We start from the raw sequence: 16,996 nt of genomic DNA on the forward strand, positions 1-16,996 counted from the left end.
TTTTTTCATTACTGCATAAAGTTTAAAATTAAACAAAAAATACCGGGGGTTGCAACCCCCGGTATTCCTATTTACACAGTTTATGAGATAGTGCTGTATTTTCATTGAAATGTACGTTCGGCAGAATCTGAAGAGCTATCTGGCTACGTAAAATGGGATAATGATTTTTAGCTGGATTTCAATGAGGGTTGTTAAATGTAGACGTGAAATTTAAAATGATTGTTAAATATCACAATATGAATGAAATAGCTGAAATTGTGATTGAGCATGAATAAAACAGTTTTGCATTTGGCTTTTATTTTTTTAAAACAAATTGAAATCAGAATAAAGTCTGACTCTGAACCCTTAAAATTCAATAAAATAAAGATTTCAGTATAAAAAGGCTGCCCTCTTGAGACAGCCTCTTTGAAATATCAAAACCAAGTAATTAGTCAATTAGTCAAACATGTGGTCGTCGGGATCAGGGCCGCAATTACAGTCCTGATGTAATCCTTTTTCATATTGCTGCAATGCGCGTAAACTCATCCCCATATTTGAGAATCCGCCGTCATTAAATAAATTCTGCATTGTAACTTTTTTGGTAAGATCTGAAAATAGAGTAATACAGTAATCAGCACATTCATCGGCGGTTGCATTTCCCAGTGGAGACATACGTTCGGCAAAGTCAAGCAAGCGGTCAAAACCTTTTACTCCGCTACCGGCCGTTGTAACAGTTGGAGATTGCGAAACAGTGTTGATTCTGACATTACGTTCACGGCCATAGATGTAGCCAAAACTACGCGCTATCGACTCCAGCAGCGCTTTTGCATCTGCCATATCGTTGTATCCGTAAAATGTTCGTTGTGCAGCAACATACGACAGTGCAACAACCGAACCCCATTCATTTATCGCATCAAGTTTACGGGCTGTTTGCAATACTTTGTGAAATGATACCGCTGAAACATCCAATGTTTTATCAAGGTAATTATAATCCAAATCACTGTAGTGTCTTTCTTTTCTTACATTGGGAGACATTCCGATGGAATGGAGAACAAAGTCGATTTTTCCTCCCAATACTTCCATCGATTGAGTAAAAAGGTTATTCAGGTCTTCAACATTGGTTGCATCAGCACCAATAACTTCTGTGTTCAGTTTTTCAGCAAGTTTTTTTGTTTCTCCCATTCTCAGGGCAACCGGTGTGTTTGTCAACGTCACTGTCGCACCTTCTTCAAAAGCACGCTCTGCAACTTTCCAGGCAATAGAATCGGGATTTAAAGCACCAAAAATTATCCCTCTTTTTCCTTTAAGTAAATTAAAACTCATAATATGTTTTTATGAAATATTTGATGTGCAAAGTTAATTGAGTTTAAATAAAACTAAAATCATCGTATAGATTTCAATTGAAAACTTCGCAATTTTAACCTTTGAAATCGAATATTGTTCATAAAAGGTTTAAAAGTTAAAAACATAAATTCATTACAGGAATCTAATTTTTAGAACAAAATCCCGAACTTAATATTCATAAAACAAGGTGAAAAGAAATGCTTTATCCCTGATAACGTTTTATTAAGAAACTTTTAATCGTTTTCAAAAAGAACCTGATAAGAGCTTACTTACAATAAATTAGTTTGTACATTCATCGTATAAAATAAAAATTATGAACCGGATATTTACGTTGCTTTTTGCTTTTGGTTTGTTATTTCAGGGAAATGCGCAGACAAGTGAAGATAAAGTTATTCAATCAATTTTTGATGAAGCACTTACGGATTACACTTCGTACCGAAATTTGGAGTATTTATGTAAAAACTATCCCGGGCGAATCACAGGGTCGGAAGAAGTGGCCGGAGCAGTAGAATATACCTTTAAACTGATGAAAGCCATGCAACTCGATACGGTTTTTAAACAAGAGGTACAAGTGCCGCACTGGATAAGAGGCGATGCGGAAAAAGCTTTTATTCTCTCAAAAAGAAACGGAAAAAAAGAGCTTCCTGTAATTTCTTTGGGAATGTCGGTTGGAACTGGAAAGAAGGGATTAACCGCTTCGATTGTTGAAGTTCATAGTTTTGAAGAATTGGAAAAACTGGGCGTTGAGAAAGTAAAGGGGAAGATAGTCTTTTTTAATCGACCAATGGATCCGACAATGATAAATACTTTTGGGGCTTATGGAGGAGCTGGAAATCAACGCACACAAGGTGCTGCCGAAGCAGCGAAATACGGTGCTGTTGGGGCGCTTGTTCGTTCATTAACCAATTCGCTTGACGATTTTCCACATACGGGAGTTATGCTATACGATGAAGGCGGTCGGAAAATTCCTGCTGTTGCCATTAGTACCAACGGAGCAGAGCTGTTAAGTTCGTGGCTGAAAAAGGAACCCGATTTAACGTTTTATTTTGAAAACTATTGTGAAACACTTCCCGAAACAATTTCATATAATGTGATTGGGGAGATCAGTGGTTCTGAATATCCGGACGAGATAATAACTGTCGGAGGCCATATCGATGCCTGGGAACCCGGAGAGGGAGCTCACGATGATGGAGCAGGTTGTATGCAAAGTATCGAAATGTTGCGGATAATGAAGGAATTAAACATTCGCCCCAAAAGAACAATCCGGGCTGTAATGTTTATGGATGAGGAAATCGCACAACGTGGAGGACAAGAATATGCCCGGCAGGCAGAACTTAAAAATGAAAATCACTATTTCGCGCTGGAAGCTGATCGCGGAGCATTTCAGCCACTTGGTTTTGGTGTTTCTGCGCCGACCGAACGGCTTGAAAAAATACTGGATTTAAAAGAATATTTTGCACCTTACGGAATTACCCGCTTTACACAGGGCGGAGGGGGAGTGGATATTAGTCCGCTCGGGCAGTTCGGAACGCCACTCTCTTCTTATATTCCCGAAATGCAACGGTACTTCGATATGCACCATTGTGGAAATGATACCTTTGAACAGGTTAATTTCAGGGAGTTCCAGATGGGAAGTGCAGCAATCGCTTCTTTTATCTATTTAATAGACAAATTTGATTTATAAACAAAAAAGCCGCCGTTGGAATCGGCAGCTTCTCTTAAAAATTCAAATCTGCTATTTTGTTTTGTCGGCAGTGAACGGCATTTTTCCCCCTGACGAGTTGGCATTTCCGCTCATTTTTGTTCCCTTTATTTCGGCCTTAATTTCAACGAGTTCATAATCTACATATAAACTACAGGTAAATGTATTTTCCTCAAAATTTACCTTTTTTAAATCCATTTTGTAGCCATCGGCAAATTTTATTTCACCGGCAAGATTTCCTTCTTTTTCAGAAATAATTATGGATCCTTTGTCGTAGCCATAAGGTGCACTCGGACTGCTAAATTTCCACTCGCCAACAATGCTTTTATTGTTTTTTGCACCAATTGTTTGAGCCGTTCCGAACATAAAAATGGCTACCAGTGTAAGAATAATTAGTTTTTTCATTATTTGAAATTTTTAATTGAACATGTTCAAATTTGAGTTGAAAAAAAGAGAGTACAAAAAAAATGGGCTAGTTCGGCGTATTTGGGGTTAAAGATCTATTTTCCCGGGAGATATTCAGAAAAATGTGGGATAAATTTTCCGGATACGGGGATGATTTTTTCGATATGTGAGAGTTTTACAGATAGTTTTTTCCCTTCGTTTTGAATCATTTCAATTTTTTCCCGGTTTATCATAAACGATCGGTGGCATCTGACTATCGTTGAATTTTCAAACATATTTTCAAGGTTTTTTAAGGTATTTCTTAAAAGCTTCCGTTGGACTTTGTTTTCAGCAGAATAATAAACTGAAACATAATTGTCGGTTGATTCTATATATAATACATCCGACTGCCTGACAGAAAATTTTACCTTGTTCCGCTCGTCTTTAAAACCAAGTAATTGCGAATTTGAAGGACGGGATATTTTTTGTTGAAGCGTTTTTATTTCGGTGCGGTGTTTTTGGTAATAGATGATCAGAATTGCAAATGAGTACGGAAGACAAATACCAAGTAAAGTATACTTTAGCGAAAAAATAAAGTCGTTGATAAAATTTCCCAGAGGATTGCCGTATAAAAAGATATAAACAAGGCTTATTATTACAATTTCAATCACAAACCACAGTATAAAACTTTTGATTTGAAACGTTTTTTGCCGGAAAATCTTACGAAGAGGAAATTGCGTGAAAAGATAAACAAGAGCCACCACAACACCATAACTCGAAAGACGCAGGAAGCTGATAATCCGGGAGTCGGAATACCATCTGTTTATGTTAAAAGGCTCAAAAATATTCAGAAACAGAATGCTAAATATGAGGATGGTTACAATAAGAAAATACCTGTCATATTTTTTATCGAGAAGCGTAAATTCTTTATTTAACAGCGTTTGCAGTTTCACGTTTTACAGTCAATTTTTTCAAAAGTAATGTATAAATTATTTTTCGCCATAAATATCAATGATATAAATTAAGCAGTAAGATGCAGAACTCAAATTATTTTACCTGGAGGAACTTATTCAAACACCGCCAAATTTTAAAATTGGGATTTATAGAGCAAGCTAATTATCCATATATTAATTCTATCTAAACTCATTCTAAATAAATTTGGTGTTTCAAAAATTCGATTTATATTTGCCTCAAACAAATCGACAGGAAAATGAATATAATGTTTGAAAATAACAATTTCGTTAAAACTTTGAAGAGAGGTTTTTGCGGATTCATTATGTCGTCGTTTTCTATGTGTATGCGCTAGCCTTCATTCGGTGGCAGAACAGAACATTGACTGAAGGCATATTTATTCTGAGCGTTTTAAATCAATTATTAATTTTTTAAAATTTTTATCATGTCGAATCGCGTTATTCGGTTGGGTGGTAGTAATATAGGTGATATACAATCTGTAAATAACTTGTCCGCTTATCTTGGTCGTTCAGGAGGAGTAAAACTGGTTGTTGTTTCTGCAATTCCGGAGTTACTGCAATTTGTAAGAGGGAACATTGAAAATGTTTTTAGCCGGGAGTTGGATACGACCGGCATAATAACTTATTTAAACGAGGTATATTCTTCGCGTCTGAATTCAGAACCGTCTGCCGGATATAAAAACCTTTCGGAGCAATTGCTCAGTCTACTGAAAGGGATTGCTTTGATTGGCGATTACTCAAGGGCGTTAAAAGATCAGGTAATTAGTTATGCCGAAAAATTGTCGGTGGAGATTCTCCAAAACCAATGGAAAGAAGTTAAAGTCGTTTATCCCGAAGAAATAGCGTTGTTAACTTCACCTGATTTTGGAAATGCAACTTTTATTTCTGTAGATAAACCATTCTTTTTTAATTTACAGGATGGAGTATATGTAATTCCCGGTTCTTACGGAATAACTGAAAATGGCAAAACTGCAAGAACGGGCAAAACTGCCGCAGATTACACAGCCGCATTTTTAACCGCTTATTTAGGTGTTGAAAAACTGGAGCTTTGGAGTTTGGACAATGATTTTCAGAAAGCTGATCCGAATATAGTACCGAACCCGCCTAAAATTGCCCGGTTAACCTATTCTGAAGCCAGTGAACTGGCTTATTTTCAACATTATTCTTTTCATCCGCGTACTGTTGAACCGCTGGAAGATTTGCGTATTCCCATTTATGTCTTGAATTCTTCTTCCGACGAAGCTTGGGTGGAAACAAAAATTAATACAGAAACCTTTGTTGATGATAAAATAGTAAAGAGTGTAGCTTGTACCGATGATATTTCTCTGCTAAAACTCGACGGTCCCGGTGTGGGATTAAAACCCGGGATTCTGGCAAAAGTTACCACCTGCCTGAATGAAGCAGGTATTAATATCAAATCGGTAATTACCTCTCAAATTTCAATCAATTTAATACTGGAAAGAAAAACCGGGGAAAAAGCCCTTTCGCTGATTGAACATCTTGGTTTTAATTCTGTTCAGGAAACTACCCTGGTAAAAGATGTTTCATTGATTGGGATAATAGGGCACGGCATGCAGCAGAATTACGGAGTTTCAGCCCGGATTTTTAATGCGGTGGCTCAACATAAAATAAATGTGGTTTTAAGCGGCTCGGGTGCTTCCGATTTGGTAAGCTACCTTGTAGTAAAAAGCTCAGACAAAGAAAAAAGTGTGCGTGAGATTTATAACGCATTTTTTACAAATTAAGTTTCTTCAACTCAAAAAAACGATAAATTATGACAGCAAAAAAATTGAATTTTGAAACCCTGCAACTTCATGCAGGTCACCAACCAGACCAGACAACAAATTCGCGGGCGGTTCCTATTTACCAAACATCTTCGTATGTTTTTAACGATGCCGATCATGCAGCCAACTTATTTGCGCTAAAAGAATTCGGGAACATTTACACCCGAATTATGAATCCAACTTCTGATGTATTTGAACAGCGTATAGCTGCTTTGGAAGGAGGAGCAGCAGCTCTGGCTGTGGCATCCGGTCACGCAGCACAGTTTTTGGCGCTTTCAACTATTTTAGACATTGGCGACAACATTGTCTCGTCACCTTATTTATATGGCGGGTCGTACAACCAGTTTAATGTTTCGCTTCGGCGTCTCGGAATTGATGCGCGATTTGCTGAGGATTTGAATGTTGAATCTTTTGAAAAATTAATCGATGAAAAAACAAAAGTCATTTATCTTGAATCGATTGGAAATCCTGGATTTAACATTCCCGATTTTGAAGCTTTCGGCGCGTTGGCAAAAAAATACGATATTCCGTTTATCGTGGATAATACATTTGCAGGAGCGGGATATTTGGTAAAACCGATTGAGTATGGGGCGAATATCGTGGTGGAGTCGGCTACAAAATGGATTGGAGGCCATGGAACCAGCATTGGCGGAGTAATAGTTGATGCCGGGACCTACAACTGGGGAAATGGCAAATTTCCCGGATTTACAGAACCCTCAGCAAGTTATCATGGTTTAAAGTTTTGGGATATTTTTAATTTTGATGGCCCGTTTGGAAATATCGCTTTTGCGATTAAAGCCCGCGTTGAAGGGTTACGCGATTTTGGCCCGGCCATTAGTCCGTTTAATTCTTTCCTGTTGCTACAGGGCCTGGAAACACTGTCGTTACGCATGGATCGACATGTTGAAAATACTTTGGCGCTGGCCAAATGGTTGCAAAGTCATCCGAAAGTGGAAAGTGTAAATTATCCGGGACTGGAAGGAAATCATTCATATGAGAATGCAAAAAAATATCTTCCCAAAGGCGCAGGTGGTGTGTTGTCGTTTAATGTAAAAGGCGACAAGGAAACAGCCAATCAGGTAGTGAATAATTTGGAATTGGTGAGTCATCTGGCAAATGTTGGCGATGCCAAAACCTTAATTATTCAGCCGGCTGCAACAACACACCAGCAGTTGCCTGAAGATGCACAAATAGCAGCAGGAGTTTATCCAGCTCAGTTGCGTGTAAGCGTTGGTTTGGAACATATTGATGATATAATTGCCGACTTTGAACAGGCATTGAACAAAGTGGGCTAGAGAGCCCCTCCAACCTCTCCGAATGGGAGGAATTATAACAGACCGAGTTATTTGTTGGATATATTTAGATCTTAATAATTTTAATCACTTTCTTTAATTTCTCCCCCTTTGGGGGAGATTTAGAGGGAGCAAATTTTAAATAAAATGCCATTAAACATTCCGGATAGATTACCGGCCGTAAAAATTTTAGAAGAGGAAAATATTTTTGTGATGGATGAATCGCGTGCGTCGCACCAGGATATTCGTCCGCTGCGAATAATTATTCTTAATTTGATGCCTTTAAAAATTACAACCGAAACCGATTTGTTAAGACTATTGTCAAATTCTCCTCTGCAAATTGAAATCGATTTTTTGAAGATAAAAGGACATCAACCTAAAAATACGCCTTCCTCTCACATGGAAGCGTTTTACAAAAATTTTGATGCGTTAAATGGCAACAAATATGATGGAATGATCATTACCGGTGCTCCCGTAGAACAGCTTCCGTTTGAAGAAGTTACCTATTGGGACGAAATGAAACAGATTCTGGATTGGGCGGAACACAATGTAACGTCTACTTTGTTTATATGCTGGGCGGCTCAGGCGGGCTTGTACCACTACTACGGAGTTCCCAAATATCCTCTTGATAAAAAAATGTTTGGTGTGTTTAAACATCGGCATGTTGACGATAAATTGCCCATTTTTAGAGGATTTGATGATGTTTTTTCGATTCCGCATTCCCGTTATACAGAAATTCGCGCGGAGGACATAAAAAAAGTGGATGAATTGCAGGTTGTCGCCTACTCAGAGGAAGCAGGTGTAACCATTGTGAAAGCAAAAAATGGCCGGCAGCTTTTTATCACAGGACACGCAGAATATTCGCGCCACACTCTGGATGGAGAATATCACAGGGATAAAGCCAAAAATCTTCCGATTGAAATTCCGAAAAATTATTACCCCAATAACAATCCCGATGAAAAGCCCATCATGAGTTGGCAATCTACCGCAAACCTGTTTTTTTCCAACTGGCTGAATTATTACGTATACCAGGAAACACCGTATAACCTTGAGGAAATTCAATAAAATTAATACAGTTGTATCCGGCTATTTTTAATAATTCGCTATTTAAGCTTAATTTTGGAAAAGAAATAAAAGTAATCGGATATGAAGAAAATAGCAGTAGTTTTAGCCGGAAACGGTGTTTTTGACGGGGCAGAAATTCACGAAGCAACATTAACTTTACTGGCCATTGCAAAAAGTGGTGCTGCATATCAGTGTTTTGCACCCGATATCAATCAGGCACATGTTGTAAATCACATCACCGGAGAAGAAATGCCTGAGATTAGAAATGTGATGGTTGAGGCAGCACGTATTGCGCGTGGAAATATAAAATCCCTGACAGAATACAATGCTGCAGAATATGACGCTATTGTGTTTCCAGGAGGATTTGGAGCAGCAAAAAATCTTTGCACTTTTGCTTTCGACGGAACAGACCTTACGGTAACTCCGGAAGCTGAAAAGGCTATTAAAGATACGGTTGCTGCCGGTAAACCAATTGGTGCGCTTTGTATAGCGCCTGTTCTGGTAACCAAGGTACTGGGTGATGTTAAAGTTACCATTGGAGAAGATGAGGGGACTTTTAAAGCAATCGAACAAATTGGAGGCACGCATGTAAAAACCACACACGGTGAAATTGTTGTTGATGAGAGATATAAAGTTGTAACAACACCATGTTATATGCTTGATGCATCTATCGTCCAGATTGCCGAAGGTGCGGAAAATGTAGTGAAACAAATAATGAAGATGTTATAGATTTATTTTGAAAATATAATGAATCCGATACCTTATGTTGATATTCACACACATTTGTTCAGGCCCGAAAAAGAAACAATAACAGTTCAGAATATTTTTCCGGGCGAGGGATTTGCTGCTTTTTCAGGAAGAAATTTTTATTCCGTCGGACTTCACCCGTGGCATATAAAAACTCCGGAAGAAAATAATCAACTGCTTGTGCAGGTCGAGGAGGCGCTTGAATTTGATCACGTCATTTTTGTTGGTGAAACTGGATTGGATAAAAGATCAGAAACAAATTTTGAAGAGCAAAAAAGGGTTTTTGAAGCACAGGCTTTTATGGCCGAAGAATATCAAAAGCCGCTGATTATTCATTGTGTAAAAGCATATAATGAAGTTTTGGAGATTCATAAAAAGATGGAACCCGGAATGACATGGATTTTTCATGGTTATAACGGAAGCGTCCAAATGACTCAGCAACTGGCAAAACAGAATTTCCTTTTTTCATTTGGTGAAATTCTTTTTTTGCCGGGAACAAAGGCCATTGAATCTTTTAGAATTCTTCCGTTAAACAAAATATTTTTTGAAACCGATGAGTATGATGGAGAAGTCGAATATATGTATAAACAAGGTGCCAGATTAAAAAAAATTCCTGAAGAAGAAATTACGATGGCCGTTTGGGATAATTTTAACCGAATTGAAAATAAATTAATGAGCCGGTTTTAGTTTAACATTTTATGGATTGGTTGGAAAGAACAGAGTTACTTTTTGGCAAGGAGAAGCTTCATGTGTTGAAGAATTCAAATGTTCTGGTTGTGGGATTGGGAGGAGTCGGAGCCTATGCAGCAGAGGAGCTTTGCAGAGCAGGGATAGGTAAAATGACTATTGTCGACGGAGATGTGGTTGAGACGTCAAACAGAAACAGACAACTGCCTGCTTTAATCAGTACAACAGGCCTGCCTAAAGCTGAAATACTTGCGGAGCGTTTTAGAGATATAAATCCGGACATTAAATTAAAAGTAGTAAACGATTTTGTACAGGAGGAAAAAACCATCGAGCTTCTAAAAAGTGAATCTTTTGACTATGTTGTTGATGCAATTGATACGCTTTCTCCTAAAGTTTTTTTGATTTATAATGCAGTTCAACTTGGGTTGAATATAGTTAGTTCGATGGGAGCGGGGGGGAAAACTGACCCGCAAAAAGTACAGGTTTCTGACATTTCAAAATCATACAACTGTAAATTAGCGCGTATGCTCCGAAAACGGCTTTCAAAACTTGGAATAAAAAAAGGAGTGAAGGTTGTATTCTCTCCTGAAGAAATTTCTCAGAAAGCAGTGAGATTGGAAGACGGACAAAATAAAAAATCAACAGTTGGAACAATTTCATATATGCCGCCGGTATTTGGTTGTTTTATCAGTAGTGTTGTCATCCTGGATTTAATCAAATAATTCCCCGGGGGCTTGACACATGTTTCCTTGTGACATTCACTTAATTTAGGGGAGATACCATACAATTGTGTGCCAGAGGAGAAGAATAGGAACTTTTTAATTGATATCAATCCGTTCTATTGTCCACATATCGGGTAACTCATAATCATCCGCCGGATATTTCCTGATTATCCATAATTCTTCGCCGTTGGGAGCAGGAAACAACTTTAAAGTTTCAACCCACCAAGTATTTCCCGCAGGGTAAAAGTCGGGTGGAGTAGGAGATGCCTCGTAGGTTTTTTGTATTGTATATTTTTGGTCGTTGAGTTGTTTAATATATGTTGTACTTCTGTAATACCCTTCTTCATACGCGATAAATAGTTTTCCGGCAGAACTTTGATGAACCATATCATTTATTTTCAATCCATCTCCAATATTAAATTCCCCTGCAGCAGGCGGGGAGTTCACTATCCATACCTGACCGGGGAGGTACTCCGGAATCTGATAAACGTTCTGACTTCCTGTAAATAGATGTTCTCCGTTTTCTGACAGCCAGAAGCCATTCAGGCTCGACCAGTATTCGTTTAATGAATCTAATGCTCCATTTGTGATATCAAACACAAATAGTCCGTCAGGGCTCCAGCCTTTTCGCGTTGAAATCATTAGGTTCTTTCCCGGAACTTTTTTTAGCGTTGAAAGCCCATTGTTTGAACTGATAGATTTTTTTATTAAGCTATTTTGGAGGTCGAGGGTGTAAAGAAAAGTTGTATAGTCATTCCTGGCCAAAAAGTAAAGTCTGTTTTCAGATCCAAATTCAATTTGATCTGCTACAGCGTTTAGAGCGTAATTCATCAGCAATGTGCGACTTTGCGTTTCAAATGTAGAAATGGAAGCATCAGAAAATCCCACCGCCAGTGTTTGTTCGTCTTCTGATAAAGCCAGACACTTGGGAACCTTATTCAATTTAACAGTGTCTGCATCAGAAGAGCCGGCTTTGAAAAAAAGTAAATTATTGGGTTCTCGGGTTAAAACAATAACCTGGTTGAGACTTTTACTAAACCTGGCGTCTAGATACTCCCCGCTTAAATAACCTCCGTAATACCCTGTTTCCTGGATTGTAAAATTAAAATTGATGATGAAATTTTGTTCGCTCGCATTGCTTTGTATTTCAACTTGTCCGGAATATTCACCGGCTTCAAACCCCGAGGGATCAATTGAATAATCCCATATTCCGTATTCGTGTGAGTTAAGTATTCCTTCTGTAACATTGAGTTGCAGCCAGTTGGGTTTGTGAACCACCTGCCACATTAAAATTCCATGCCCACTGTTAACTATCTGGTATTGTCCTTTAAATGTATAGTCAGCATTTATTTCTGAGGGAGTTTCGTTTATTTCAGGTTCGCCAACATTGGCAAGTACAACAGTGTTTTCAACAAGACCTACATTCTCCACGTCAAATATTAACGGAAAAGCATATAATCCGAGATCAACATACATTTCCTGTTTGTTTACCGTAAATTGAAAATTTACCCTGGAATTACCGTTTAACATACCGTCTTTGGGAGAGATATCCAACCAAATGGGAAACTGAAACAATTTCCAATCACCCGGGCCTGCAGATAGCATGTCGAATTCGTATTCAAATGAACCGACGTCGCTCATTACCACAATCGAATCACCGTCAATATAATTTGAGGGCATCTGAGTATCTAAAAATTCGTTGCCGCAGGAGATAACCACAAACGATAAAATTGAAAAAAGAACAAGATTCCGTAATGCAGATATATTTCTTTTTGTATAAAATGTTTTCATAGTTAAAGTTCTTATATCTATAAATAGAATTTTAGTCCCACACCAAGATCGATTCTCGAAAGGCCTTCTCTTTGTTCTTTTTCAAGGTCATATTCATTCGTGCGGTGGCCGTTATCAACTTTTATTTTAGAAACCGTTGATTGGAAGAAGCCTGCATTTACTGAAACAGCGACATTTCTTTTTAAAAAATATTCAAAACCTACTTCTGTATTTCCTCCAAATGCTTTGCCTGTTATTAAGCTTGGCGAGTAAAGGGTTATGTTTTCCTGTCTGAAAAAAGTAACTCCCATTGAAACCTGATAATATATTTTATATCTGGGATTCAGCCATTCCTGATAATACAAAGACAAACCTCCGTAGTTGGTATAAACATCGTCGTTTAAATCGCCGTAAAGAAGCGTGTAGCTATCATGAGGATTAAAAGTACCGGTTATTTTCCCCGACGAGTGGTGAATCTGGTAGTCGATTCCGAGGCCAAACTTTTCCCAAAACATATAGTGAATCTGTCCGGATGCTTTTAACCCTGTTTTAATTTGACGGAAATAGGAATCTACTTCATTGGAAGGAAGTCCCTGAGCTTCATAGTTCTGTTTTGATTCCTTTGTACTTGCAATTCGGTATCCGACACCCCCGTCAATCGAAAGGCGCCATTTTCCGTTTTGGTATTCATTTATGATTTGATTTGGTTCTGGCGCTTGGGTTTCATGAATCGTCCAGGTTTTTATTTCACTTCTCTGGATTCTTTTCCCTGAGCTTAGGCTATTGGCGTTTTCTGCATAAAAAATCGCCTTTCCTGTAACGCGGGTTATTTTACAATTGATTGTATCATTCGAATTTGTGATGATTTTATCCTGTGCTTTTACGCCTCTCAGAATAACGAAAAAGCATAAAAAGGTTAGCGTAACTATCCCGATTTTTGACATTGAATTGTTTTTTTGACGAGTGTGTAAACGTAGCAAATTAATTGGTTTGAAAATGAGGCGTGCCGGGGAAAAATAGATAATCTACAACATATTTTAAATTCTGTTTTAGTGATGCGCTTACGACTCAAATTAAAGATTTTTTGACATTCAGTTTGTAAAATGCTTTTTTAAGTTACCTTTGTAATGTTACTTTTAAGATGATTTTAATTGTTAGTTTGAATTAATTGTCTGAAATTTAGCAAGTTGGTCTTTTTTTTATTGATTTTTAAACAATCTGGACACAGTATTCCTCTCTTGTTTTCTCCACGGCTTTTATTCGTAATTTATAATTTCTCCAATTTTATTTTTCGGTAAATCCAAGTAGTAAAAATGTTAGTTTGATTTACTGTGTGCATGAAATAGAAAAAAGAAATTATTAATTTTTTAAAAAATAACAAATGAACATTTATGTTGGAAATCTTCCGTTTAATTTGGGTGAGGAAGATTTGAGAAAAATTTTTGAAGAGTATGGTGAAGTTTCTTCTGCAAAAATTATCACTGATAAATTTACAGGAAGAGGCAAAGGTTTTGGTTTTGTTGAAATGGATAGCGACGATGAAGCCAATACTGCCATCGAAGAATTAAACAACGCTGAGGTAGGTGGAAGAAACATTAAAGTTAATGAATCTAAACCACGTCCTAGCTATGGTAACGACCGCAGAGGCGGCGGTGGCGGTGGATACAACCGCAGCAGAAACCGTTACTAATTTGTATGACTGGTACTGTAAAGTGGTACGATTCCACTAAAGGCTTCGGTTTTATCCAATCCGAAGATAATAAGGATTACTTTGTACATCGTACAGGGATTTTGGATAGCTTTCTAAGTCTTGAACCTGATATGAAAGTTGAGTTCGAGATAAAAGAAAGTGATCGTGGGCCGGTGGCCTTCAATGTTAAAGAAATTTAGGTAAAAGCTATAAAAAAAGGGATTCTGATTTATCAGAATCCCTTTTTTATGATTATAGATTTTTGCCTAATGTTTTATTAACTTAGCCATTTCTTTCGCACATTGCTTGCCAAAATCGATATAGCCTTCGGTGTTATAATGCCATTTGTCGGAGTAACCATAATTGTCGGTTGAGACTACCAATGCAGCATTTGAATCCTGGTTTACAAACCTGGCTTGCTGCCAGCGAAGAATGTTTCCATAGTCCCAAACCTTCCCATCCGTATCATTCCCCGAGTCAGAAATTCTCCCGATAACAACGGGGAGATCATCCTTTAAAAAGGCTGCCCGCATTAAATCGATAAGCCGTTTTAAATTGGTCTGGTAGTTTTCCGCAATTTTCTTTACATGGGCGTCACTTTCTCCCTGCATCCATACTATTCCGGCCGGGATAAGTTCGTCACGCTCCCCGTCTCCGTCGATATCTTCAACTAAATATGCGTTTAAAACTGTTGCCAGAAAATGGTCGTATTGATTTATCCCGTTTCCCTTTGTATAATCAGGCTCCCAGCAGCCAAAGTCTTCTGCAGCATCAATATGTATCGATGTCCCTCCTTTGCTGTATTTAACTATGGCAATATTTTCGCCGGGTAGCAGTTTTTTTAATTCGCTTGCAAATGTAAGTTCGATTCCAAAACGTTCAGAGAGTTGGTTTCCCTGAAAATCTGATTTATGACCAACACCGTGTCCGGGTTTTAAAATCTCCCAAATACCTCTGCCATCCACCTCTTCTCCGTCACTTGCTGTGTTTCCATGAAAAATGTATACGCCTTCAACGGGTTTGTTTAATTCAACGGGCAATTCATTTACATAGCCGTAACCATCCATATTTGATTGTCCGCCGAGATAGAAAACTTTGTACTTTTTAGCTTGAAGCGTGCCAAGACCAAAAAGAATAAAAAGAATTGTTAATTTGGTTTTCACAATGTTTTTAGTCTATCTATTATGGTTTCTGTAATTGACGCCAAGTTTGTCCAGTCTTTTATATTCGATGTTTAGTCTATCTTCAAAATCTTCAAAGTCCTTTAATTCCTTTTTGGTCCATGCTACTTCGGCCTGTGCTTCCAAACGGGGAAGTAACATATATTCTGCAAGTTTTGTGCTTGGAACATACTCAGTCCAAAGGTTGGTCTGAACACCTAAAATAAATTTAGCCTCTTCAGCAGATAATTCTTCTGGAATCGGTTCATAGCTGTATACTTTTTCAACCGGAAGAAATCCGCCTATTGCCAGAGGTTCGTTAACCTTATCTTCTGATTGATAATAGTCAATATACATATGAGTTGTCGGGCTCATTACCACGTCGTGATGTTGTTTTGCTGCTTCAATTCCTCCTTTTATTCCACGCCAGCTCATCACAGTTGCCTGGGGCGCAAGACCACCTTCCAGAATTTCATCCCAACCAATTAAGCGACGACCTTTAGATGTAAGATAGTGATCAATTTGGGTTATGAACCAACTTTGAAGTTCATGTTCATTTTCCAGACCTTCATCTTTTATTCTTTTTTGGCAATCAGGACATTTTTCCCAGGCCTCTTTGGGGCACTCATCGCCTCCTATGTGAATAAATTCCGATGGGAAAATATCTAAAATTTCGTCGAGAACATCTTTAAGAAAAACAAATGTTTCATCTTTTCCGGCACAATATACATCTTTGTGTACGCCCCACGTTCCCTGTACTTTGTATGGTCCTCCTGTGCATCCAAGATTAGGATACGCTGCCAGGGCTGCGCTGGAGTGTCCCGGCATTTCAATTTCCGGAACAACCGTTATATATCTTTCTGCTGCGTATCTTACAATTTCTCTGGCCTGGTCCTGAGTGTAAAATCCGCCATATCCCACTCCGTCGTATTTGTTAGAGCGGCCGGCATGACCAACAATAGTTGAATCGCGCCAGTGAGAAATTTCAGTCAATAGCGGATACTTTTTTATTTCCATTCGCCATCCCTGGTCTTCAGTTAAATGCCAATGAAAGGTGTTGATTTTATACATCGCCAAAATATCAATGTATTTCTTTAAGAAACTCACCGGAAAAAAATGTCTTCCAACATCCAGCATATTCCCGCGCCAGGCAAATCGGGGCTGATCTTTTATGTCAACCGAAGGAATTGTGAGTAGGCCTTTTTCGGCCTCAAGTGGAAGCATTTGTTTTAGTGTTTGTAATCCGTAAAAAAGCCCGTTGGGAGCCGATGCTGTAATGATAACAGAATTGGGGTTCACCTTTAAAAGGTATCCTTCTTTGCCCAATTGTAGCTGACTGATAATTTTGAACTGAACCGGTCTTTCTGTTGAATTTTCATCTAATGTAAAACCATACATGGTGTGGAGATATTCATTAAAAAAACCTGCAATTGTCGCCACTTCAGTGTTGTTTTTATCGTACCGAAGACCGACTGTCTTGTCTAAGATAAAGCTGCCCTGCCTTATTGATACTTCTGCCGGTTGGGGAATTACAGAAATATTCTGGGCTGAAATGTTCATAACAAAGAATAAAATAGATATGAACAAACAATGTTTTTTTTTCATTTTGTATAGTTTTGATGAATTTTGAAAAGCTAAATTAATATCTTCTGATAGAAAAAAATTAAAAAGCTGAAAAATGGTTTTAAATAATTTATAA

The 16,996-nt window shown here is 38.1% G+C and carries 16 protein-coding genes; 9 read left to right on the plus strand and 7 right to left on the minus strand.

From position 1 onward, the window contains the following. Positions 1–435: 435 nt before the first annotated feature. Entirely contained in the window at positions 436–1,302 is an 867-nt protein-coding gene (locus K5G00_RS25420) for an enoyl-ACP reductase FabI (protein ID WP_238769323.1), read from the minus strand. A gap of 334 nt (positions 1,303–1,636) precedes the next feature. Here K5G00_RS25420 and K5G00_RS25425 point away from each other — a divergent pair, with 334 nt between their 5' ends. Next, on the plus strand, positions 1,637–3,007 hold the full coding sequence (locus K5G00_RS25425; RefSeq protein ID WP_238769324.1) for a M20/M25/M40 family metallo-hydrolase: 1,371 nt from the start codon (positions 1,637–1,639) through the stop codon (positions 3,005–3,007). Between the two features lie 51 nt (positions 3,008–3,058). Here the strand turns inward: K5G00_RS25425 and K5G00_RS25430 are convergent, their stop codons facing one another. Next, positions 3,059–3,430 carry a DUF2147 domain-containing protein gene (locus K5G00_RS25430; protein ID WP_238769325.1) on the minus strand — a complete coding sequence of 124 codons (372 nt, stop codon included), beginning with the start codon at positions 3,428–3,430 and terminating at the stop codon, positions 3,059–3,061. Between the two features lie 95 nt (positions 3,431–3,525). Further along, positions 3,526–4,362, minus strand: coding sequence for a LytR/AlgR family response regulator transcription factor (locus K5G00_RS25435; RefSeq protein ID WP_238769326.1), 837 nt, complete (start codon positions 4,360–4,362; stop codon positions 3,526–3,528). Positions 4,363–4,805: 443 nt separating this feature from the next. Between K5G00_RS25435 and K5G00_RS25440 the strand changes: the two genes are divergently transcribed. From K5G00_RS25440 to K5G00_RS25465, 6 genes are all read left to right on the plus strand, one after another. Beyond that, positions 4,806–6,125 (plus strand): aspartate kinase, encoded by a 1,320-nt coding sequence (locus tag K5G00_RS25440; RefSeq protein ID WP_238769327.1) that lies wholly within the window; start codon positions 4,806–4,808, stop codon positions 6,123–6,125. A 29-nt stretch (positions 6,126–6,154) separates the two neighbouring features. Beyond that, a complete protein-coding gene (locus K5G00_RS25445) occupies positions 6,155–7,459 on the plus strand; it encodes an O-acetylhomoserine aminocarboxypropyltransferase/cysteine synthase family protein (protein WP_238769328.1) in 1,305 nt (434 codons plus the stop codon). Between the two features lie 144 nt (positions 7,460–7,603). Next, positions 7,604–8,521: a homoserine O-acetyltransferase MetA gene (gene metA, locus K5G00_RS25450; RefSeq protein ID WP_238769329.1), complete on the plus strand. Its 918-nt coding sequence runs from the start codon at positions 7,604–7,606 to the stop codon at positions 8,519–8,521. A gap of 81 nt (positions 8,522–8,602) precedes the next feature. Further along, positions 8,603–9,250 carry an isoprenoid biosynthesis glyoxalase ElbB gene (gene elbB, locus K5G00_RS25455; protein WP_238769330.1) on the plus strand — a complete coding sequence of 216 codons (648 nt, stop codon included), beginning with the start codon at positions 8,603–8,605 and terminating at the stop codon, positions 9,248–9,250. An 18-nt stretch (positions 9,251–9,268) separates the two neighbouring features. Continuing rightward, positions 9,269–9,955: a TatD family hydrolase gene (locus K5G00_RS25460; protein WP_238769331.1), complete on the plus strand. Its 687-nt coding sequence runs from the start codon at positions 9,269–9,271 to the stop codon at positions 9,953–9,955. Positions 9,956–9,966: 11 nt separating this feature from the next. After that, on the plus strand, positions 9,967–10,677 hold the full coding sequence (locus K5G00_RS25465; RefSeq protein ID WP_238769332.1) for a tRNA threonylcarbamoyladenosine dehydratase: 711 nt from the start codon (positions 9,967–9,969) through the stop codon (positions 10,675–10,677). 96 nt (positions 10,678–10,773) lie between these two features. On the opposite strand, the gene K5G00_RS25470 is transcribed toward K5G00_RS25465, so the two are convergent. Then, a complete protein-coding gene (locus K5G00_RS25470; RefSeq protein WP_238769333.1) occupies positions 10,774–12,468 on the minus strand; it encodes a BACON domain-containing protein in 1,695 nt (564 codons plus the stop codon). Between the two features lie 17 nt (positions 12,469–12,485). Continuing rightward, on the minus strand, positions 12,486–13,391 hold the full coding sequence (locus K5G00_RS25475; protein ID WP_238769334.1) for a hypothetical protein: 906 nt from the start codon (positions 13,389–13,391) through the stop codon (positions 12,486–12,488). A 437-nt stretch (positions 13,392–13,828) separates the two neighbouring features. Here K5G00_RS25475 and K5G00_RS25480 point away from each other — a divergent pair, with 437 nt between their 5' ends. Both K5G00_RS25480 and K5G00_RS25485 read left to right on the plus strand, forming a co-directional pair. Then, on the plus strand, positions 13,829–14,137 hold the full coding sequence (locus K5G00_RS25480) for an RNA recognition motif domain-containing protein (protein ID WP_158871142.1): 309 nt from the start codon (positions 13,829–13,831) through the stop codon (positions 14,135–14,137). A 53-nt stretch (positions 14,138–14,190) separates the two neighbouring features. After that, the gene (locus tag K5G00_RS25485) at positions 14,191–14,337 is read left to right on the plus strand and encodes a cold-shock protein (protein WP_343033408.1); all 147 of its coding nucleotides are present in this window, start codon (positions 14,191–14,193) and stop codon (positions 14,335–14,337) included. 66 nt (positions 14,338–14,403) lie between these two features. Here the strand turns inward: K5G00_RS25485 and K5G00_RS25490 are convergent, their stop codons facing one another. Then, complete coding sequence (locus K5G00_RS25490) at positions 14,404–15,300, minus strand: sialate O-acetylesterase (RefSeq protein ID WP_238769335.1); 897 nt, start codon at positions 15,298–15,300, stop codon at positions 14,404–14,406. Between the two features lie 12 nt (positions 15,301–15,312). After that, positions 15,313–16,902 (minus strand): beta-N-acetylhexosaminidase, encoded by a 1,590-nt coding sequence (locus K5G00_RS25495; RefSeq protein WP_238769336.1) that lies wholly within the window; start codon positions 16,900–16,902, stop codon positions 15,313–15,315. Positions 16,903–16,996 lie beyond the last annotated feature (94 nt).

This window comes from Maribellus maritimus, from assembly GCF_022267315.1.
GTDB classification, from domain to species: Bacteria; Bacteroidota; Bacteroidia; order Bacteroidales; family Prolixibacteraceae; genus Draconibacterium; species Draconibacterium maritimum.

Excerpts from the sequence above, each read along its gene's own strand:
- elbB (WP_238769330.1), top strand. The coding sequence starts at position 8,603 with ATGAAGAAAATAGCAGTAGTTTTAGCCGGAAACGGTGTTTTTGACGGG.
- K5G00_RS25445 (WP_238769328.1), top strand. The coding sequence starts at position 6,155 with ATGACAGCAAAAAAATTGAATTTTGAAACCCTGCAACTTCATGCAGGT.
- K5G00_RS25460 (WP_238769331.1), top strand. The coding sequence starts at position 9,269 with ATGAATCCGATACCTTATGTTGATATTCACACACATTTGTTCAGGCCC.
- K5G00_RS25420 (WP_238769323.1), bottom strand. The coding sequence starts at position 1,302 with ATGAGTTTTAATTTACTTAAAGGAAAAAGAGGGATAATTTTTGGTGCT.
- K5G00_RS25440 (WP_238769327.1), top strand. The coding sequence starts at position 4,806 with ATGTCGAATCGCGTTATTCGGTTGGGTGGTAGTAATATAGGTGATATA.
- K5G00_RS25475 (WP_238769334.1), bottom strand. The coding sequence starts at position 13,391 with ATGTCAAAAATCGGGATAGTTACGCTAACCTTTTTATGCTTTTTCGTT.
- K5G00_RS25430 (WP_238769325.1), bottom strand. The coding sequence starts at position 3,430 with ATGAAAAAACTAATTATTCTTACACTGGTAGCCATTTTTATGTTCGGA.
- metA (WP_238769329.1), top strand. The coding sequence starts at position 7,604 with ATGCCATTAAACATTCCGGATAGATTACCGGCCGTAAAAATTTTAGAA.
- K5G00_RS25465 (WP_238769332.1), top strand. The coding sequence starts at position 9,967 with ATGGATTGGTTGGAAAGAACAGAGTTACTTTTTGGCAAGGAGAAGCTT.
- K5G00_RS25480 (WP_158871142.1), top strand. The coding sequence starts at position 13,829 with ATGAACATTTATGTTGGAAATCTTCCGTTTAATTTGGGTGAGGAAGAT.
- K5G00_RS25425 (WP_238769324.1), top strand. The coding sequence starts at position 1,637 with ATGAACCGGATATTTACGTTGCTTTTTGCTTTTGGTTTGTTATTTCAG.
- K5G00_RS25495 (WP_238769336.1), bottom strand. The coding sequence starts at position 16,902 with ATGAAAAAAAAACATTGTTTGTTCATATCTATTTTATTCTTTGTTATG.
- K5G00_RS25470 (WP_238769333.1), bottom strand. The coding sequence starts at position 12,468 with ATGAAAACATTTTATACAAAAAGAAATATATCTGCATTACGGAATCTT.